The sequence below is a fragment of the Grimontia sp. NTOU-MAR1 genome, from assembly GCF_035758505.1.
In the GTDB taxonomy this organism is placed as follows: Bacteria; Pseudomonadota; Gammaproteobacteria; order Enterobacterales; family Vibrionaceae; genus Enterovibrio; species Enterovibrio marinus.
This window is the reverse complement of the sequence record NZ_CP142108.1, coordinates 1,037,487-1,052,486: the sequence shown is the minus strand read 5'-3', so window position 1 is coordinate 1,052,486 and position 15,000 is coordinate 1,037,487. Positions and strand designations below refer to the sequence as shown.

Annotated in this window: 17 protein-coding genes and 1 pseudogene; 9 read left to right on the top strand and 9 right to left on the bottom strand. The window is 50.1% G+C overall.

Translation table 11 applies throughout. The features are described from left to right. Positions 1-6: 6 nt before the first annotated feature. The 9 genes from flgF to VP504_RS04725 all read left to right on the top strand — a co-directional run bounded on the left by flgF (position 7) and on the right by VP504_RS04725 (position 8,615). A complete protein-coding gene (gene flgF / locus VP504_RS04765) occupies positions 7-741 on the top strand; it encodes a flagellar basal-body rod protein FlgF (protein WP_325893198.1) in 735 nt (244 codons plus the stop codon). A gap of 25 nt (positions 742-766) precedes the next feature. Then, positions 767-1,552 (top strand): flagellar basal-body rod protein FlgG, encoded by a 786-nt coding sequence (flgG, locus tag VP504_RS04760; RefSeq protein ID WP_325893197.1) that lies wholly within the window; start codon positions 767-769, stop codon positions 1,550-1,552. 29 nt (positions 1,553-1,581) lie between these two features. Continuing rightward, positions 1,582-2,253, top strand: a complete 672-nt coding sequence (gene flgH, locus VP504_RS04755; protein WP_325893196.1) for a flagellar basal body L-ring protein FlgH — start codon at positions 1,582-1,584, stop codon at positions 2,251-2,253. Beyond that, entirely contained in the window at positions 2,253-3,374 is a 1,122-nt protein-coding gene (locus VP504_RS04750; protein ID WP_325893195.1) for a flagellar basal body P-ring protein FlgI, read from the top strand. The genes flgH and VP504_RS04750 overlap by 1 nt, the downstream gene beginning before the upstream one ends. A 9-nt stretch (positions 3,375-3,383) precedes the next feature. Then, positions 3,384-3,995 (top strand): rod-binding protein, encoded by a 612-nt coding sequence (locus VP504_RS04745; RefSeq protein ID WP_325893194.1) that lies wholly within the window; start codon positions 3,384-3,386, stop codon positions 3,993-3,995. Further along, positions 3,996-5,369 (top strand): flagellar hook-associated protein FlgK, encoded by a 1,374-nt coding sequence (gene flgK / locus VP504_RS04740; RefSeq protein WP_325893193.1) that lies wholly within the window; start codon positions 3,996-3,998, stop codon positions 5,367-5,369. An 11-nt stretch (positions 5,370-5,380) separates the two neighbouring features. After that, the gene (flgL, locus tag VP504_RS04735; protein WP_325893192.1) at positions 5,381-6,280 is read left to right on the top strand and encodes a flagellar hook-associated protein FlgL; all 900 of its coding nucleotides are present in this window, start codon (positions 5,381-5,383) and stop codon (positions 6,278-6,280) included. An 11-nt stretch (positions 6,281-6,291) separates the two neighbouring features. After that, the gene (locus VP504_RS04730; RefSeq protein WP_325893191.1) at positions 6,292-7,332 is read left to right on the top strand and encodes a flagellin; all 1,041 of its coding nucleotides are present in this window, start codon (positions 6,292-6,294) and stop codon (positions 7,330-7,332) included. A gap of 167 nt (positions 7,333-7,499) precedes the next feature. Beyond that, positions 7,500-8,615, top strand: a complete 1,116-nt coding sequence (locus tag VP504_RS04725) for a redoxin domain-containing protein (RefSeq protein WP_325893190.1) — start codon at positions 7,500-7,502, stop codon at positions 8,613-8,615. A 7-nt stretch (positions 8,616-8,622) separates the two neighbouring features. Here the strand turns inward: VP504_RS04725 and corA are convergent, their stop codons facing one another. From corA to fliS, 9 genes and pseudogenes are all read right to left on the bottom strand, one after another. Then, complete coding sequence (gene corA, locus VP504_RS04720) at positions 8,623-9,579, bottom strand: magnesium/cobalt transporter CorA (RefSeq protein WP_325893189.1); 957 nt, start codon at positions 9,577-9,579, stop codon at positions 8,623-8,625. A gap of 214 nt (positions 9,580-9,793) precedes the next feature. Further along, entirely contained in the window at positions 9,794-10,072 is a 279-nt protein-coding gene (locus VP504_RS04715; protein ID WP_325893188.1) for a hypothetical protein, read from the bottom strand. 91 nt (positions 10,073-10,163) lie between these two features. Continuing rightward, positions 10,164-11,166: pseudogene (locus VP504_RS04710) on the bottom strand (flagellar motor protein MotB). Next, on the bottom strand, positions 11,166-12,023 hold the full coding sequence (motA, locus tag VP504_RS04705; RefSeq protein WP_325893187.1) for a flagellar motor stator protein MotA: 858 nt from the start codon (positions 12,021-12,023) through the stop codon (positions 11,166-11,168). Before motA ends, VP504_RS04710 begins: the two are co-directional and overlap by 1 nt. A 24-nt stretch (positions 12,024-12,047) precedes the next feature. Beyond that, complete coding sequence (locus VP504_RS04700; protein ID WP_325893186.1) at positions 12,048-12,776, bottom strand: FliA/WhiG family RNA polymerase sigma factor; 729 nt, start codon at positions 12,774-12,776, stop codon at positions 12,048-12,050. Between the two features lie 9 nt (positions 12,777-12,785). Beyond that, a complete protein-coding gene (locus VP504_RS04695; protein ID WP_325893185.1) occupies positions 12,786-13,286 on the bottom strand; it encodes a flagellar basal body-associated FliL family protein in 501 nt (166 codons plus the stop codon). A 21-nt stretch (positions 13,287-13,307) separates the two neighbouring features. Beyond that, positions 13,308-14,312 (bottom strand): flagellar hook-length control protein FliK, encoded by a 1,005-nt coding sequence (locus VP504_RS04690; RefSeq protein ID WP_325893184.1) that lies wholly within the window; start codon positions 14,310-14,312, stop codon positions 13,308-13,310. Further along, positions 14,312-14,626, bottom strand: coding sequence for a hypothetical protein (locus tag VP504_RS04685; RefSeq protein ID WP_325893183.1), 315 nt, complete (start codon positions 14,624-14,626; stop codon positions 14,312-14,314). Before VP504_RS04685 ends, VP504_RS04690 begins: the two co-directional genes overlap by 1 nt. Then, positions 14,610-14,996: a flagellar export chaperone FliS gene (gene fliS / locus VP504_RS04680; protein WP_325893182.1), complete on the bottom strand. Its 387-nt coding sequence runs from the start codon at positions 14,994-14,996 to the stop codon at positions 14,610-14,612. The genes VP504_RS04685 and fliS overlap by 17 nt, the downstream gene beginning before the upstream one ends. Between the last annotated feature and the right edge of the window lie 4 nt (positions 14,997-15,000).

Below are 15,000 nucleotides of genomic sequence, written 5' to 3'. Positions count from 1 at the left end.
CAGAATATGGATAGCTTGTTATTTACCGCCACGTCCGGTGCGAGCCGTGTTCTGAAGGCGCAGCATGTTCGGTCGAATAACCTCTCTAATGCTGATACTGCGGGTTTCCGTGCGGATATGGAACGCGTGCAAAGCCTTCAGCTCAATGGCTCAGGTTTTGATGGCCGCACTATGGCCGTTACCAACTCCGCCATGACCCGCTTTGATTCCGGTGACGTGACGAAAACCGGCCGCGCACTGGATATCGCCATCATGGGCAACGGGTATCTTGCTGTACAAACGCCGGTTGGCAATGAAGCTTATACCCGTGCCGGCAATATCAAGGCGGACAACTTTGGCGCACTGACCGTGAATGGCTTTCAGGTATTGAGTGCAGACGGCGCGCCAATGGCGCTGCCTGATCATCAAAAAGTGGAAATCAGCGAACGCGGTGTGGTGTCAATTGTTCCACCAGGTGGTGGTGCTGAGCTTCAGGTTGGCACGCTGAAGCTGGTGAATCCGGATATCACCCAAATCCAGAAAGAAAGTGATGGCCTGCTTCACAGCATCGACGGAGCACCGTTCGACATTGACCCAACCGTTCAGGTCGCCAATGAGCATATCGAAGGCAGTAACGTGTCTGCCATTGATGAGTTGGTGGGCATCATGTCACTGACCCGCAACTTTGAAATGCAGGTACGCATGATGAAAACGGCAGAAACCTTGGCGCAATCGGGCAATAAATTGATGGCTGCGCGCTAAGCGCGGCTGTGAAAGGAGATAACCAATGCACTCATCATTGTGGGTAAGCAAAACAGGGATGGCGGCGCAGGACACCAAAATGACTGCCATCTCCAACAACCTCGCCAACGTTAATACGGTCGGCTTCAAGCGCGATCGTGTGGTATTCGAAGATCTGTTCTACAGCATTCAACGCCAACCCGGTGCGCAGGTTGATGATATCAACCAACTGCCAAGTGGTGTGCAGCTGGGTAGTGGCGTGCGCGTGGTTGGCACGCAGAAAGTCTTTACTCAGGGCAACACCCAGAACACCAGTCAGGAACTGGATCTTGCGGTTATGGGCCAAGGCTTCTTCCAGATTGAAAACTCCGACGGCCAAATTATGTATTCGCGCAATGGCCAATTCCACGTTAACTCAGAAGGTTTGATGGTGAACAGTCAGGGCTTGCCGCTGATGCCACAAGTACAGATCCCGGATAACGCGGTGTCTGTTTCTGTGGGTGTCGATGGCAATGTGTCTGTGACCACAGCTGGTGATTCCCAACCACAGAATATCGGCCAAATCACGTTGGCGAAGTTTATCAACCCTGCGGGTTTAGAAGCGATTGGCGGCAACCTGTTCCGTGAAACGGAAGCGAGCGGTCTGGCAGAAGAGTTGATTGCGGGTGAAGACGGTGCAGGCAGCATCAAACAGGGTGCGCTGGAAGGTTCGAACGTGCAGGTGGTGGAAGAGATGGTCGACATGATCACCACGCAGCGCGCTTATGAGATGAATGCCAAAGTGGTATCAGCCGCTGACGACATGCTCAAGTTTGTCGCGCAATCAGTGTAGGTGAGTGGGTGAAGATGAAGGAAGGGGCGATGAAGTGGCTTGCGAGAAGCTGGGTGCTAGCACTTTTGGTGCTGGCGGGATGTGCAGGAAGGCAGGAGTTCACGCCGCCAAAACCGGATGAGGAAGCATACGCGCCGCCTGTGCTGGATTATTCGCTGCCGGAAGCAAAGGATGGCAGCCTTTATCGACACCAATACACCATGACACTGTTCCAGGATCGCCGTGCGTACCGTGTGGGCGATATCCTGACTGTGATGTTATCAGAAGAAACCAACTCGCAGAAAAAGGCCGACACCCGTTATGGAAAGCGTTCTGGTGTTGGCTTTGCTGCTCCGGTTCTAGGCACCAATACCATTGAAGGTGCAGCGGTCAGTATCGATGCAGACCGCTCGTTCGATGGCAGTGCTTCCAGCTCACAAGGTAACAAGCTTCAGGGCGCGATTACGGTGACAGTGCATGAAGTACTGCCGAATGGTGTGCTTCGCATCAACGGCGAAAAATGGCTGCGCCTGAATCAAGGCGATGAGTTTATTCGCCTGACCGGTATCGTCCGCGTTGATGATATCAACCGCAGCAACCAGATTTCCTCCCAGCGTATAGGCGATGCCCGTATCACGTACGCCGGCCGTGGCGCACTTGCGGACAGCAACGCGTCGGGCTGGCTGACGCAATTCTTCAATTCTCCATGGGTGCCGTTCTAATGAAGCAAGGTAAAACAATTTTTTCATCACTGCTGTTGGCATTTTCGCTGGGGGTTTCCGCGATGGCGCAGGCAGAAGTGAAAATCCCCATCATGGATTTGGTCGATATCCAGGGTATTCGCCAGAACCAGCTGGTGGGATACGGCTTAGTTGTGGGTCTGGACGGTCAAGGTGACCGTAATCAGGTGAAATTCACCTCCCAGTCTATTACCAACATGCTGCGACAGTTTGGCGTGCAGATTGATGCCAATACTGACCCGAAATTGCGTAATGTGGCATCAGTGTCCGTCACTGCCATGGTAGATCCGAATGTGGGGCCGGGGCAAACCATCGATATCGTGGTTTCGTCGATTGGTGATGCTAAAAGCCTGCGTGGGGGAACATTACTTTTGACCCCACTTCGCGGTATTGATGGTGACGTTTATGCCGTCGCACAGGGTAACGTTGTGGTAGGTGGCGTCACTGCAGAAGGTCGCAGTGGATCTAAAACTACAGTAAACACACCGACCACAGGGCGGATCCCGAACGGTGCCACGCTGGAGCGTGAGATCCCGACTGATTTTAATGAGCGCGACACCATCACCCTGAATCTTCGCAAAGCCAGTTTTACGACAGCGAAAAACATCGCCCGCGAAATCAACACGACGTTTGGTCCGGATGTGGCGATGGCCATCAACAATGCCCGCATCGAAATGCGTGCTCCGGAAGATACGCAGCAACGTGTCATCATGCTTTCCATGCTGGAAGAAATGAGCGTGGAAGAAGGGCGTAAGCCCGCACGTGTGGTCTTCAACTCCCGAACCGGTACTGTGGTGATTGGTAAAAACGTGAAAGTCGGTGAAGCGGCTGTCAGTCACGGCAACCTCACCGTCACGATTTCAGAAACCCAGCAGGTGAGTCAGCCAAATGCCTTTGCTGATGGTGAGACAGTGACCGTTGATAACTCAGAGATCGATATCAACGAAGACAAAGCGCAGATGGTGATTTGGCCTCCGGGGACGGATCTCAACACCATCGTCAGTGCGGTAAACAGTCTTGGTGCGACACCAACAGACTTGATGTCGATTCTTCAGGCGCTCTCCGAAGCTGGAGCACTGAATGCAGAACTGGTCGTGATTTAAGGAGCTGACATGAACCTAGATGGAATGCGGGAGCAAGCGCAAATGAGCGCAATGCTTTATCACGATAACAGCGCGCTGGCAAAAATCCGCCACAGCAGCGATCAGCAAGGTGCATTGAAAGAAGTCGCCGGACAATTCGAAGCCATGTTTCTGCAACTGGTGCTCAGGCAGATGCGCAGCAGCAGCGATGTACTGGCGGATGAGGACAGTCCTTTTTCAAGTCAGCAATATGGCGTGTTCCGCGATATGCATGACGGGCAGTTGGCGATTGAAATGGCAAGAAACCAAAATGCAGGTATTGCAGACATGCTGGTGAAGCAGTTGAGTCCTTCAGTACCAGCCGCACCCATGACTTCACAGGTTTCCCCACAGGCACCAGAGCCGAAAAAATCAGTTTCTGAGTCAGTGGTCAATCTTCTGTCAACCTTTGATGCTGCGAACGATGAACATTGCGTGATCAAAGCGGAAGCAAGGTCACAAGCTCATGTTTCTCCTGGTTTTAGCCGCTGCAGCAGCGTTAACAAAGCAAACGATGAGGTCGCCTCTCAGAATAAACAGCGCAATGAAGTGGTGACGACAACTGCTTTCTCACAGCCGCTGATAAGAAGATTGGAGCTGTAAATGAACCTCGTGAATATCGCTATGTCTGGCCTCAATGCTAACCGCGTGGGGCTCGAAGTGACCGCGCAGAATGTGGCAAACGTGAACACCCCAGGCTACAGCCGTCAGCAGGCGATCATGGTCTCGGTGGGTGGCTCAAAGCACAACGCTTTTGAAGCGGGAATGGGGGTGGAAGTCACCAGCATTCGCCGTGTCACAGATGGATTTTTGGTGAAGCAACTTTGGTCGACCAGCAGCACGGCAGCCTACGCTGCCCGCTATACAACCAACATGAGTCATTTGGAAAACACCTTGGGTGCCGATGGTTTCAGTCTCTCAGCAGGTCTAGATTCCGTCTTTGCGGCGCTGAATGATGCAACGACCAAGCCTGAGTCCCAGCCACTTCGTCAGCAAATTATCAATGAAGCCGAAGCGATTTCGCGTCGCTTTAATGCTCTCAATGATGCCATGCATAACCAACACAAGGATATGCACGACCAGCGTACTGCGGCGGTGTCTCATACTAACAGTCTGCTTAGCAATATCGCCGCAGTGAATCAGCAAATCACCGAGATGCAAGGAGCAGGCGGCAATCCAGCCCGGCTCATGGATACCCGCGACATGCTGATTGGTGAACTTTCTAAAGTGATGGAAGTAAAAACGACTGATCAGGCGGACGGTACCGTGCAGGTGACATTGGCGTCAGGCCAGCCTTTGGTCATGAGCGGCGATTATGGACAGTTGAAAGTGGTTCCGGATCCTGATGATGCGTACATGGCGACGCTCAACGTGGAATTTGGTCATCAGAGCTTCGCGATCAAAGGATCGGTGGGGGGTGAGCTTGGCGCACTCAATGACTACCAAAATGATGTATTAAAACCCAATCAACTTGCTATCAATGACATGGCAAAAGCATTGGCAGACGAATTTAATGCGGTATTGGCGACGGGTAAGGACTTGAACGGGAACGACGGCAAGCCACTGTTTATCTACGATCCATCCAATCCGGCAGCCAGTCTCACCATCACAGATATCAAGGCTGAAGAGCTGGCATTTTCCAGCGACGGCACGCCGGGTAACAGTGACGTACTGAAAAACCTGATTGATATCAGCACCAAGCCGGTCGCTATCTCCGGTTTTGGTAACCTCTCGCTGAATGATGCCTTCACTGCCATGGTGGGTGAAACCGCGATTAAAGCACGTCAGTCAGAAGCGGATTTCGAGGCAAAGGCCGCCATGAACAAGCAGGCATTAGCGCAGCGCGATAATCTCAGCGCAGTATCGAAGGACGAGGAAGCAGGCAATCTGATGATGTTTGCCAATGCCCATAACGCCAACATGAAAGTCATCAGTACCGCGAACGACCTGTTCCAGTCTGTGTTGCAACTCTTTTAAGGAAAGTCATCATGCGAGTCAGTGATACCCAATTCAGCCAGATGATGCTGCAAAGCCTGCAGGTAAATAACTCAGGTCTCGGTGAAGTGCTTCAACAAATGGCGACAAGTAACCGCCTGACCAAGCTGTCTGACGACCCGATGGCGTCTATCAAATTGCTTAACCTCGAGCGTGAAGGCGCCGCGATTTCCCAGTATCAGACCAACATAGCGAACGTGAAAACGACGTTGTCTAGTCAGGAAGTGTATTTGGACTCAGTGAACGATAGCCTGAAAGAGATGCGTGATCTGGTGTTATGGGGGGCAAACGGCACTCTCACAGACGAAGACCGTGCCGGCATGATCACTGAGCTGGAAAGTCTGCGAGATTCCATTGTGTCTTCCTTTAATGCTCAGGATGAAGAGGGGCATTATCTTTTCTCCGGCACACAAACCGACAAGCCTTCGCTCTCCAATATTAGTGGTGCGTATGTGGTTGATGGGAACAGTGATAAGCGTGTGGTGACGGTAGCAAAAGGCGTGACCATGGAATCAAACATGACAGCAAAAGACATCGTCGAGCTCGGTGGTAGTGATAATGTGCTGAACCAGCTTGATGCCTTGATCACTGAGTTCAAAAATCCCACGGCGAATTTCGAGAATCAGGTGGAATCAACCCTGAGTGCCATTGATGCAACATCCAGTAATGTGCTGGGTGCAATGACAGAAATCGGTGGAAGTCTGAATAACCTGGATTTGATGGACAGCACGCACAGCGAAAAAAAACTGTTTGTCGACAAGGTCAACAGCGACATTTCTGCGCTCGACTATGGCGAAGCATCGGTGCGCCTGAGCAATTACCTCGCAGCGCTGCAAGCCACGCAGGCGAGCTACGTAAAAATTAACGATCTGAATCTGTTCGACCGAATTTAGGAAAGCAATGTATGGCAATGCGTAAGGTAGAGGTGAGACCTCATGGCATTCGTCTAACCAGTCATGAGCAGACAGCCATCACCCCGTCACGCTCACCGGATCAAGGCAGTATTGCAACCCCGAAATACACTTTGGTAAAGGCTGACACTACGTCAGCCTATTCTGTTTCTAAGATGCTGTTGGCACAAGGTCAGCAGCAAGCGACATCTGTTCAAATCGCTGCCAAGTCTTTACAACTTGTTGGCAAGGAACTTAGCCAGATGAAGAGCGGGTTAATGCAGGCACTTTCCTACGGAGCCCAAAATATTCCGGGGTTAAAGGAAACCCTGGCTAAAAGTAAACAAAACATCGAAACCATCCTTCACCAAGCGCGATTTGATGGTAAAAAAGTGGTAGATAATGAGCTTCGTGTCCGTCTCGATAGCGCGGATATCCGCCGATTTTCTATCCCTGGCTTGAATATCAACCGTCTTCCAGAAAGAGCAGAGCAAATTCGTCTCGACTTCCCGCAAGGTCAATCAGTGATGATTCAATTTGATGGTCAATCCGACGGACAATCTACCCTGAAGATGCTCGATAGAAGCCTTATTCCTCTCGGTATGCGCGCTTCCTTGGGTGAAGATGGTTCAATCCTGTTTGAAACCCAAGAGTCTTCCTACCGCCAGATGCAGCAGAAAGTGATGGTGACAGGCCAAGGTTATCGGTTCCCCGCGGGTCAACCTAACACCCTGACCTTAACGCCTGATCCTGAAGGCATTGCAGAACTTGGCTTTGATCTCAGCAGTCGTGAAGGTATCAAAAACACCATCAGTAAGATCAATCAGCACTTGCAGCAAGTCCATACCGGTCTTGATCAAGCCCGCCAATTTCATGGAGAACTGTCCAGCCAGATAAACAACCTCCATCAAACCAAACCCGCGCTTTCAATAGAGGAAGTGAATACCCGCCTAGAGCAGTTTCAGTCATCTTCAGGCAAATTTGGTAAGACATTTGAAGCACTGAATGCACAAGCAAATGTGAAAAGGCATAGCGTGGTGGGGTTGTTGAGGTGATTGAGAGTCAAACCTGCCAATCAAGTCACTTTCTTAGTAAAACAGTTTCATTTTTCATCTTATTTGTGAGGCGGACTTGAGACTAAATTACTTATATTCTTGTGCCCAAGTATGCGGTAGCGCACCTGATGCTAAACCGCTTTTGAATGAGTTGCTTGGAGCAGTAAATGAACAAGCTAAGGATCGGTGAACCAGTCCCCTGGTTTGAATGCCAATCACCTAAAAACCCGAGGTTTAGGTTTCATACCGTTGCGGGGAATTATGTTGTTCTGAGCTTTCTCGGTTCACTTCGATTGCCTCAAATTCGCCGTACAATAGACGCCTTCTTTGAATTCGAAGACACGTTCAATATGCATTCTTATAGATTTTTGGGTGTAACAAGTGACTCGAACGATGATTCTGAAGCGCTTTTTGAGGATCTTACATTTGCGATGTCTCTTCTGCAGGATTTCGATATGTCGGTGGCAGCCAAGTTTGGGGCTCTTTATGAAGCAGGAAAGGTAAAGGCGCAAACTTTCATCTTGGACGAACGATTGCGTGTCGTTGCCAATATCGCTATCACCTCCAAAAGTTATGGGGAAACCCACCTAGCCAAAGTGCTTGAAGTTCTCTCGACGCTTCCTCCGATTAAGAAGGGCAGGATATCGGATGTTCCTGCACCCGTGCTGATAGTTCCGCGTATATTTGAACCTGATTTTTGTCAGGCGCTTATCAAATACTATGATGAAAGAGGCGGTAAGCCATCTGGCTTTATGCAGGAGCTGGATGGTAAAACTGTGGAAGTACACAACCGTGCTCACAAGAGCAGAAGTGATGAGTTAATCCAGGATGCTGATCTCAGGAACGCTTGTCTGATGAGAATCCGATACCGTTTGCTGCCTGAAATCAAAAAGGCTTTTCAATTCAATGCCACACGTATCGAACGCTATCTGGTGGCGTGTTACGACGCAGAAAGTTCGGGTCACTTCAGGCCACATCGAGATAACACAACGAAAGGCACTGCTCACCGGAAGTTCGCAGTCTCCATCAACCTGAATACAGGTGGTTATGAGGGAGGAGAACTTTGCTTCCCGGAATTTGGTCAGCAAAAATATGTGGTTCCAGCAGGAGGTGCATGCGTATTTTCCTGCTCGCTTTTGCACGAAGCAAAGCCCGTGATTTCTGGGTCTCGATACGTGTTCTTGCCATTTTTGTATGATGACATCTCCGCGGATATACGCCGTGAAAATCAGAAGTTTTTAGAGAGGCATGATCCTCAGCTATCGACAGAAGAAGGTAAATGAGTGCGCCTCATAACCACCCCTTCTTCTTAAAATAAACCAGAGGAGCGACCCCGGAAGCTATCATTAAGGTGATCGCGAAGGGGAAGCCATATTTCCATTCCAGCTCGGGCATAAACTGGAAGTTCATTCCATATACACTGGCCACTACTGTCGGGGGCAGGAAAACAACGGCGGCGATCGAAAAGATCTTGATAATCTGGTTTTGCTCAATGTTGATAAAGCCCTGAGTTGAATCCATCAAGAAGTTGATCTTGTCGAAGAGGAAAGTGGTATGGGACATCAATGCATCGATGTCACGGCCGATTTCATGCAGAGTTTCACGGTGTTCATTGCGGCTTTGTAAATGACGAAGTAGGAAAGAAATCGCACGCTGGTTGTCCATCAAACAAAGGCGTACTTTCCCGTTACTGTCTTCAAGCTTTGCCAACTGCTCTATACTTTCTTCCAAGTCAGAATCGTCATCTTCCAACACAGCATGACTGACTTTTTCCAACTCCCGATGTAGGTCTTCCAGGGTATCCGCATGGTTTTCGACCTTCTGCTCAAGCAAGGTCACCAGCAAGGTTTCAACGTCTTTACAACGTACCTGGCGACGACGGGCACGAAGCCTTAACAACCGAAAATCGGCAACATCGCCATCACGTATCGTAATCAATCGCTCACTCTGCAAGATGCAGGCGACAGTAACTGTGGTGTGTCGTCCTTCGCTTTTAGAGAGAAACAGGGAGTGAACATGCAGGCCGCTTTTATCCGTGAAGTAACGTGCTGAGGTTTCAATCTCTTCTACATCGTCAGATTCTGGTAAATCAATTCTTAGCAGAGAGCTGACTAATTCACGTTCGGTGTCGGTGGGGTCGTGAGCGTCTATCCACTTTGCCTGACCGACTAACTGTTTGAGATCGGCACCTTCGCCTATCGGTATTTCAGTTATCGCGCCAGATTCAATGGTAAATAAACGCAGCATAGTGGCCCCTTAGCAATGCAGTGAGTAGGAGAGATAATAACGGTGCTGTGTTTTAATTTTGTGTTCAGAGCCCGCTGATATTCAAGGTGGAATGCGGCTATTGGCGCTTACGTCACAGGAGGAAGACAGTTTAAATTGGGCATATACCCCAAACCCTTCAAACCTATACGGTCTTAATATTGAGTATCTACAGGTTGTTTGGGTATCAGTACCGTCACACTAAAAAGAAGAAATATAGGAAGCAGACGAACGCCAGCATGGTGGCTGAGATAGTAGGGTAGATGATATAGCTGTCCTGATGCGATGTGCGCTGAAAGCAGAGTCCTGACAGTAGAAGGTTATACAGCATCAAGAGCGTACTGATGAAGATGCCTCCATTTAGCGTAAGGTTGGAAAGCTGGGACAAAAATAGCGCCAAAAGGACGTAATCAAACACGACCAGCCATAGAAAGGCTTTTTTCACCGTATCTTTTTTAGGCGCGTCAGTGTGCATAACGAACTCGAACTATTGATTTGAATGGAAAAAGCATGTCGGGACTGAATCTCTACAGCATGAATTCAGCTCGTCTCCCGACATGAAGCGGTTACAAGTCCCGAAGAGAAGCCTGGGTTTGTGATGCTTTGGTGGCGTGGACTTCGTAGTTAATCATGTCATGACGAATGACAGGCTGATTAAAGTCTGCTTTTTCCTTGGCGCCGTCCAGTGCGCTTTTTGACTCGCGTCCGAACAGGGTTGATATCACTTCTGCTGCAGGCGTGGTTAGGATAAACAGCTCGATGCGGCGGTTTTCCGCTGATTCAGGATCACTGCTGTTCAATAGTGCACGGTCAGACATACCGGTCACTTGTAGGACTCGGGAATCCGGCATACCGCCTGCCACCAAGGTTTGATGGGCGCGGTTCGCGCGGCGGGAAGAAAGATCCCAGTTCGATGTAGTACTGAAGGCTTTTTTTAAACTGGGTGGCGTCAGTATGGCCACTAATGATCAGTGGGTTCTCAACTTGGTGGAAAACTGGAGCCAGTGCCAGCAGCAAATCTTCAAAGAAGGGCATGAGTTCTGTGCCACCGCGGCTAAACATGTGCTGCTTAAAATCGTCTTGAAGCACAATGCGAAGTCCTTGCGGCGTGACAATCACATTGACGTTGCCAGAGGCGTTCACCTGACGCGCCATTTCTTCAATTAGCTCAGCAAGAACGGTTAAGCGTTCCTGACTGTCGAAGGTACCGTGGATCAGAGAATCGGTTTCAGGGCCATCACCATCGCCCTGAAAGAAAGAGCTTACGGTATGATTGGAATTATGTTGGCTTGGCACCGAAGAGTCCGATGCCAAATCAATGGGAGAAATGCTCTGCGAAGAGTCAAACGGGTTGCCGAAGCTTTTGTCGAATACGCTGGCACTGTGGAGGTTTGCCATGATGGCTTTACGCTCCTCTTTATCGACGACCTGCATCACCCATAACACAAGAAACAGGGCCATCAGCGCAATCATGAAATCCGCAAAAGCGACCTTCCATGCACCGCCATGGTGTTCGTCGTGCCCTTTATGTTTGGCGCGCTTGAATACCACATGTTCTTGTCTTTGCATTATCCCTCCTGTTCAGCCAGCCACTTCTCCATTTGGTTAAAGGTGGGTTTAATGTCCAGCTGAATGTGTTTACGGCCAGCGTCAATCGCAAGCAAAGTCGGCTTTTTGGCAACGTAGGCAACCAGAGTGGCGCGTACGCATTCATAAGCCGACATTTCGCGTTTCACGCGTTGAGCCATGGCATTACTGGCGGGGTCCAGACAGCAGTAACAGCCGAAGATCCCCAAAAATGTACCTACGAGGGCGGCAGCAACGTGATAGCCAATCATTGCGATGGAACCGTCAATGGCACTCATAGTGATGATGATGCCGCCAACTGCTGCGAGAATACCGAAACCTGGCAGGGCTTCTGCAGTGCGCTGCATTGAACGCGAAGGCAAAAGCAGGTCTGTTTCAATGGCATCGATTTCCTGTTCGAGCAGTCCCTCTAATTCATGAGGCGACATTTGTCCCATCGCCATTAAACGTAAATTGTCTGTAATAAAAGAAACGAGACGATAATCTTGAGCAACCAAGGAGTAGCGGTTGAAAAGTGTACTTTCAGAGGGGTTTTCAATATGGCGGTCAAGGGATTTGAAACCACCGCTACGCACGGTTTCCAGCAGGACCTGAAGCAGTGCCATCAGCTCCATGTAATATTCCTGCTCGTTGCGCGGACGACGCAAAACACGCATAAACTGTATACGCATTTCTTTCAATACTTGAGGCGGGTTACCGATGATCAGCGAGCCCAAAGCTGCTCCTATGATGATCATAAATTCAGCTGGCTGCCAGATGGCACCGAGTTTACCGCCTGCCATCACGTAGCCGCCAAATACACCCACCAAAACAATGATGGCTCCTAATAGTTTTTGCATCCTAGACTCCTGGATTCAGTGATCCTATTCAGACAGAAAGTGGTTGAGTTGCTTCAGTGCCTGTTTGTGTAACTGGCAAATGCGTGGTGGTGTTAAATCCAGTACCAGCGCGATTTCGTGCAGGTTGAGGTCGTGTTGATAGAAAAGGGTCAGCAGCAGTTGATCGCGCTTGGAAAGCCGGCTGAGTGCTGCTTCCAGACACATGCGGTTTTGCTCGTGTACCGTGACGTCGTAGTGAGAATCAAATTGGCCATCCGCGCCGTTTTCTAAAAGCTGATCCAAGCTCTGCATTTCCCCGGCGAGCGACGCATTCAGCCGGGCATGGTAGTCCTTCTCATCGGTTCCCAGTGCTTTAATGATCTCCGCATCCGTCGGTGGCCTGCCGAGTGCCCGGGTCAGATCACGCGTAACATCATTGAGTTCATGTGCCTGCTGGCGGGTTTTTCGTGAACGCCAATCCAGACGGCGAAGCTCATCCAGAATGGCCCCGCGGATACGGCATACCGCAAATGCTGGGAATTGTGGGTCGTCAATATTGCCGTAGCGTCTTCCTGCTTCCAAAAGGCCAATCAGTCCGATTTGCTGCATGTCTTCGATGCTGCAATGGGTATTGGAATGGGCGCGCAGTTGGTTAACCACGCGCTTGACCAAAATCTGGTGCAGTTGGAGCAGTTTGTTCTCGTCGACAGGTTGTGCCGGTACACTGGCGACCTCCGGCTCGGCATACCCTTCTTGGTAGGTCATATCCAACATGAGCGCTCCTTACTGAACCACGTATTTGGTCAGCAGCACATCGTCTATATCACGCACCAGATCTGTTTTTGCAAAGGCTAAGAGCAGGGTGTCTTTCACCTCTTTTTGTAGCGTATCGATCGCGCCATCTTGCTGCAGGTCGTCATAGTGCTTGTTAGCGAAAAGTCTGAGCAGGGCGTTTTGGACCACGGGCATATAGTCGTCAATGCTCGCGATACGATCGGGATGACGGGTTTCGACCGCGAGTTCCAGCATCACAAAGTGTGTTTGGCGATTGCCCTTCACAGAGAGCACGATCTTCTCGAGCTCATGGAAGCTAGGGCCATTTTGTGGCTCATCCTGCTCAAACAGGAAAGGGAGTGAGAACTTCTCAAACAATGGCTGTTTAACCGTTTCTGTTTTCGGCTGGTTTTGCATGTACCAAAGTCCACCCATCACAGTGCCTGCCGAAACCAGTGCGCTGGTGACAATCATGGCGCCAGAAAAGACGAGTAGTTGTTGTTTTGTCATGACTATTTCCTTGTGGAGTGATCAGGCTTGGGTGTTGAGCCAATGGTCGCCGTAATCGGTTGAAGAGTGAGGCTCGTTATGAATATCGCGGGCTGCGAAAATATGGAGATCGTCATCAGCATGGGATTGGCGGGAACTGCCGCTTTCACCGTCACCGACATTCACGTCTACATGCACAAAGTTCTGGTTCTGGAGTTCGGCGCGAAGGCGCTCAGAAATCTGAACCAAAGCTTCACGGGTAGCGACAGTATTCGCGTTGATATTCACACTCAGGCGGTCCCCTTCAACGCGTACGAGTAAATCAAGCTTGCCGAGATCTGGTGGGTCGAGGCGAATACGTGCTTCCTGCATGTTTTGTTGGGCCTGAAGGGTGACGCGATCCTGCAGGACCTGCATCATCTGCTCACCCCATTTACTCTGTGATGTGTCGACTTTTACGGTTGCCCACTCCGGGCTTACAGCAATCGAAGGTGACGCGTTTGTTGCCGGATTAAAGTTCGCTTGAGCTGAAGTGCTCACACCTATTTGAGGCAGATTGTTAAGTACCTGCTGCAAGTTTTGTTGCGCTGAGGGTTCTAATCCTGCCAATGAAATTTGGCCAGGTTTGATCGCGTCTGCCTGGCTCAGCATTGGTTGTTGCAAGGTTTGGGTTGTTCGTGAATCAATTAGGCTGGCTTCTACACGGGCTAGACCACGAATATCGCTCTTGAAGGCTCTTTCTCCTCCGTTATCCGTTTGCAGAGGCATACCAAATTCGGCCATCTGCTTTGGTGTTTGGCTGAGTGTTGGGTTAATTGGGTCCAAAAGAGCGAGCTCTGCCGTATTTAAACCTGCAATTGACTCGGCGAGTTCATCAAGGCTTTTAGCCTCATCGGTGAATGTCGGCAAGGCCTGACCTAAAAGAAAGGCATGCGTTGATCCTGACTGCGGGTTAACGCCAACCGCCGCGTGTATGCGAACTTGGCTCTCTCCAACGCTATCTGCTTTCAGGGCAGGCGTTTGTGTCAATGACGTCGAAGTTATCATCAAAAATCCATAGTCATTGTGGTTTGGTAAGCTTTGGCACGCTCTTGTTGGGACTGGATGGATTCCAACTCTACTTTTGTCGTGTTAATGGCTTCGTTTAAGGTTCGAGATGCACGTTGATAAGTCGCTTTGAGGCGATCAAACTCAGGTCGTAACGCCGGATCCTTAAGGCATTCTGGGTGATTTTTCAGTATCTCCCTCACTTTAAGATCCAGCTGCTTTAGCGCTTGCCAGTCTTTTAATTCGACGGCTTTCTGGGTTCGCTTTGTTATCTGCCGTATCAGCGCGCCGGTAACGCTAGGATTGCTGGCCAAAATTCATCCATCCTTCACGAATATTGCCCATTACGCGTTCAACGTTGGTGAGTTTGTCCACGTCGTTATTCAGGCTCGCCTGGTAAAGCTCCATTTGGCAGAAGTCGTAAAGCTGGTGGAGGTTTTCTGCGACTTCACCGCCTTTCTCATCATCCAGCGCGCTATCGAGGCCAATCAAAATGTTCATACATTTGCTGATGCTGGTGCCTTTTTGCGCCAGTCGGCCAGCAGTAATGTGGCCGCGAGTGCGTTCCACCTCATCCAACAGGCCATCAATCAGCATCACCACCAACTGGTGAGGGGAAGCGGAAGCGGCCTGTGCGTCCAAGTCCACTTGCTGATAAGAGTCATAACCAGAGTCCATAAGCATAAAA

Bases quoted from the DNA above. Each gene is read 5' to 3' on its own strand.
- flgF (WP_325893198.1), top strand. From the start codon at position 7: ATGGATAGCTTGTTATTTACCGCCACGTCCGGTGCGAGCCGTGTTCTG.
- flgG (WP_325893197.1), top strand. From the start codon at position 767: ATGCACTCATCATTGTGGGTAAGCAAAACAGGGATGGCGGCGCAGGAC.
- flgH (WP_325893196.1), top strand. From the start codon at position 1,582: ATGAAGTGGCTTGCGAGAAGCTGGGTGCTAGCACTTTTGGTGCTGGCG.
- VP504_RS04750 (WP_325893195.1), top strand. From the start codon at position 2,253: ATGAAGCAAGGTAAAACAATTTTTTCATCACTGCTGTTGGCATTTTCG.
- VP504_RS04745 (WP_325893194.1), top strand. From the start codon at position 3,384: ATGAACCTAGATGGAATGCGGGAGCAAGCGCAAATGAGCGCAATGCTT.
- flgK (WP_325893193.1), top strand. From the start codon at position 3,996: ATGAACCTCGTGAATATCGCTATGTCTGGCCTCAATGCTAACCGCGTG.
- flgL (WP_325893192.1), top strand. From the start codon at position 5,381: ATGCGAGTCAGTGATACCCAATTCAGCCAGATGATGCTGCAAAGCCTG.
- VP504_RS04730 (WP_325893191.1), top strand. From the start codon at position 6,292: ATGGCAATGCGTAAGGTAGAGGTGAGACCTCATGGCATTCGTCTAACC.
- VP504_RS04725 (WP_325893190.1), top strand. From the start codon at position 7,500: ATGAACAAGCTAAGGATCGGTGAACCAGTCCCCTGGTTTGAATGCCAA.
- corA (WP_325893189.1), bottom strand. From the start codon at position 9,579: ATGCTGCGTTTATTTACCATTGAATCTGGCGCGATAACTGAAATACCG.
- VP504_RS04715 (WP_325893188.1), bottom strand. From the start codon at position 10,072: ATGCACACTGACGCGCCTAAAAAAGATACGGTGAAAAAAGCCTTTCTA.
- motA (WP_325893187.1), bottom strand. From the start codon at position 12,023: ATGCAAAAACTATTAGGAGCCATCATTGTTTTGGTGGGTGTATTTGGC.
- VP504_RS04700 (WP_325893186.1), bottom strand. From the start codon at position 12,776: ATGTTGGATATGACCTACCAAGAAGGGTATGCCGAGCCGGAGGTCGCC.
- VP504_RS04695 (WP_325893185.1), bottom strand. From the start codon at position 13,286: ATGACAAAACAACAACTACTCGTCTTTTCTGGCGCCATGATTGTCACC.
- VP504_RS04690 (WP_325893184.1), bottom strand. From the start codon at position 14,312: ATGATAACTTCGACGTCATTGACACAAACGCCTGCCCTGAAAGCAGAT.
- fliS (WP_325893182.1), bottom strand. From the start codon at position 14,996: ATGCTTATGGACTCTGGTTATGACTCTTATCAGCAAGTGGACTTGGAC.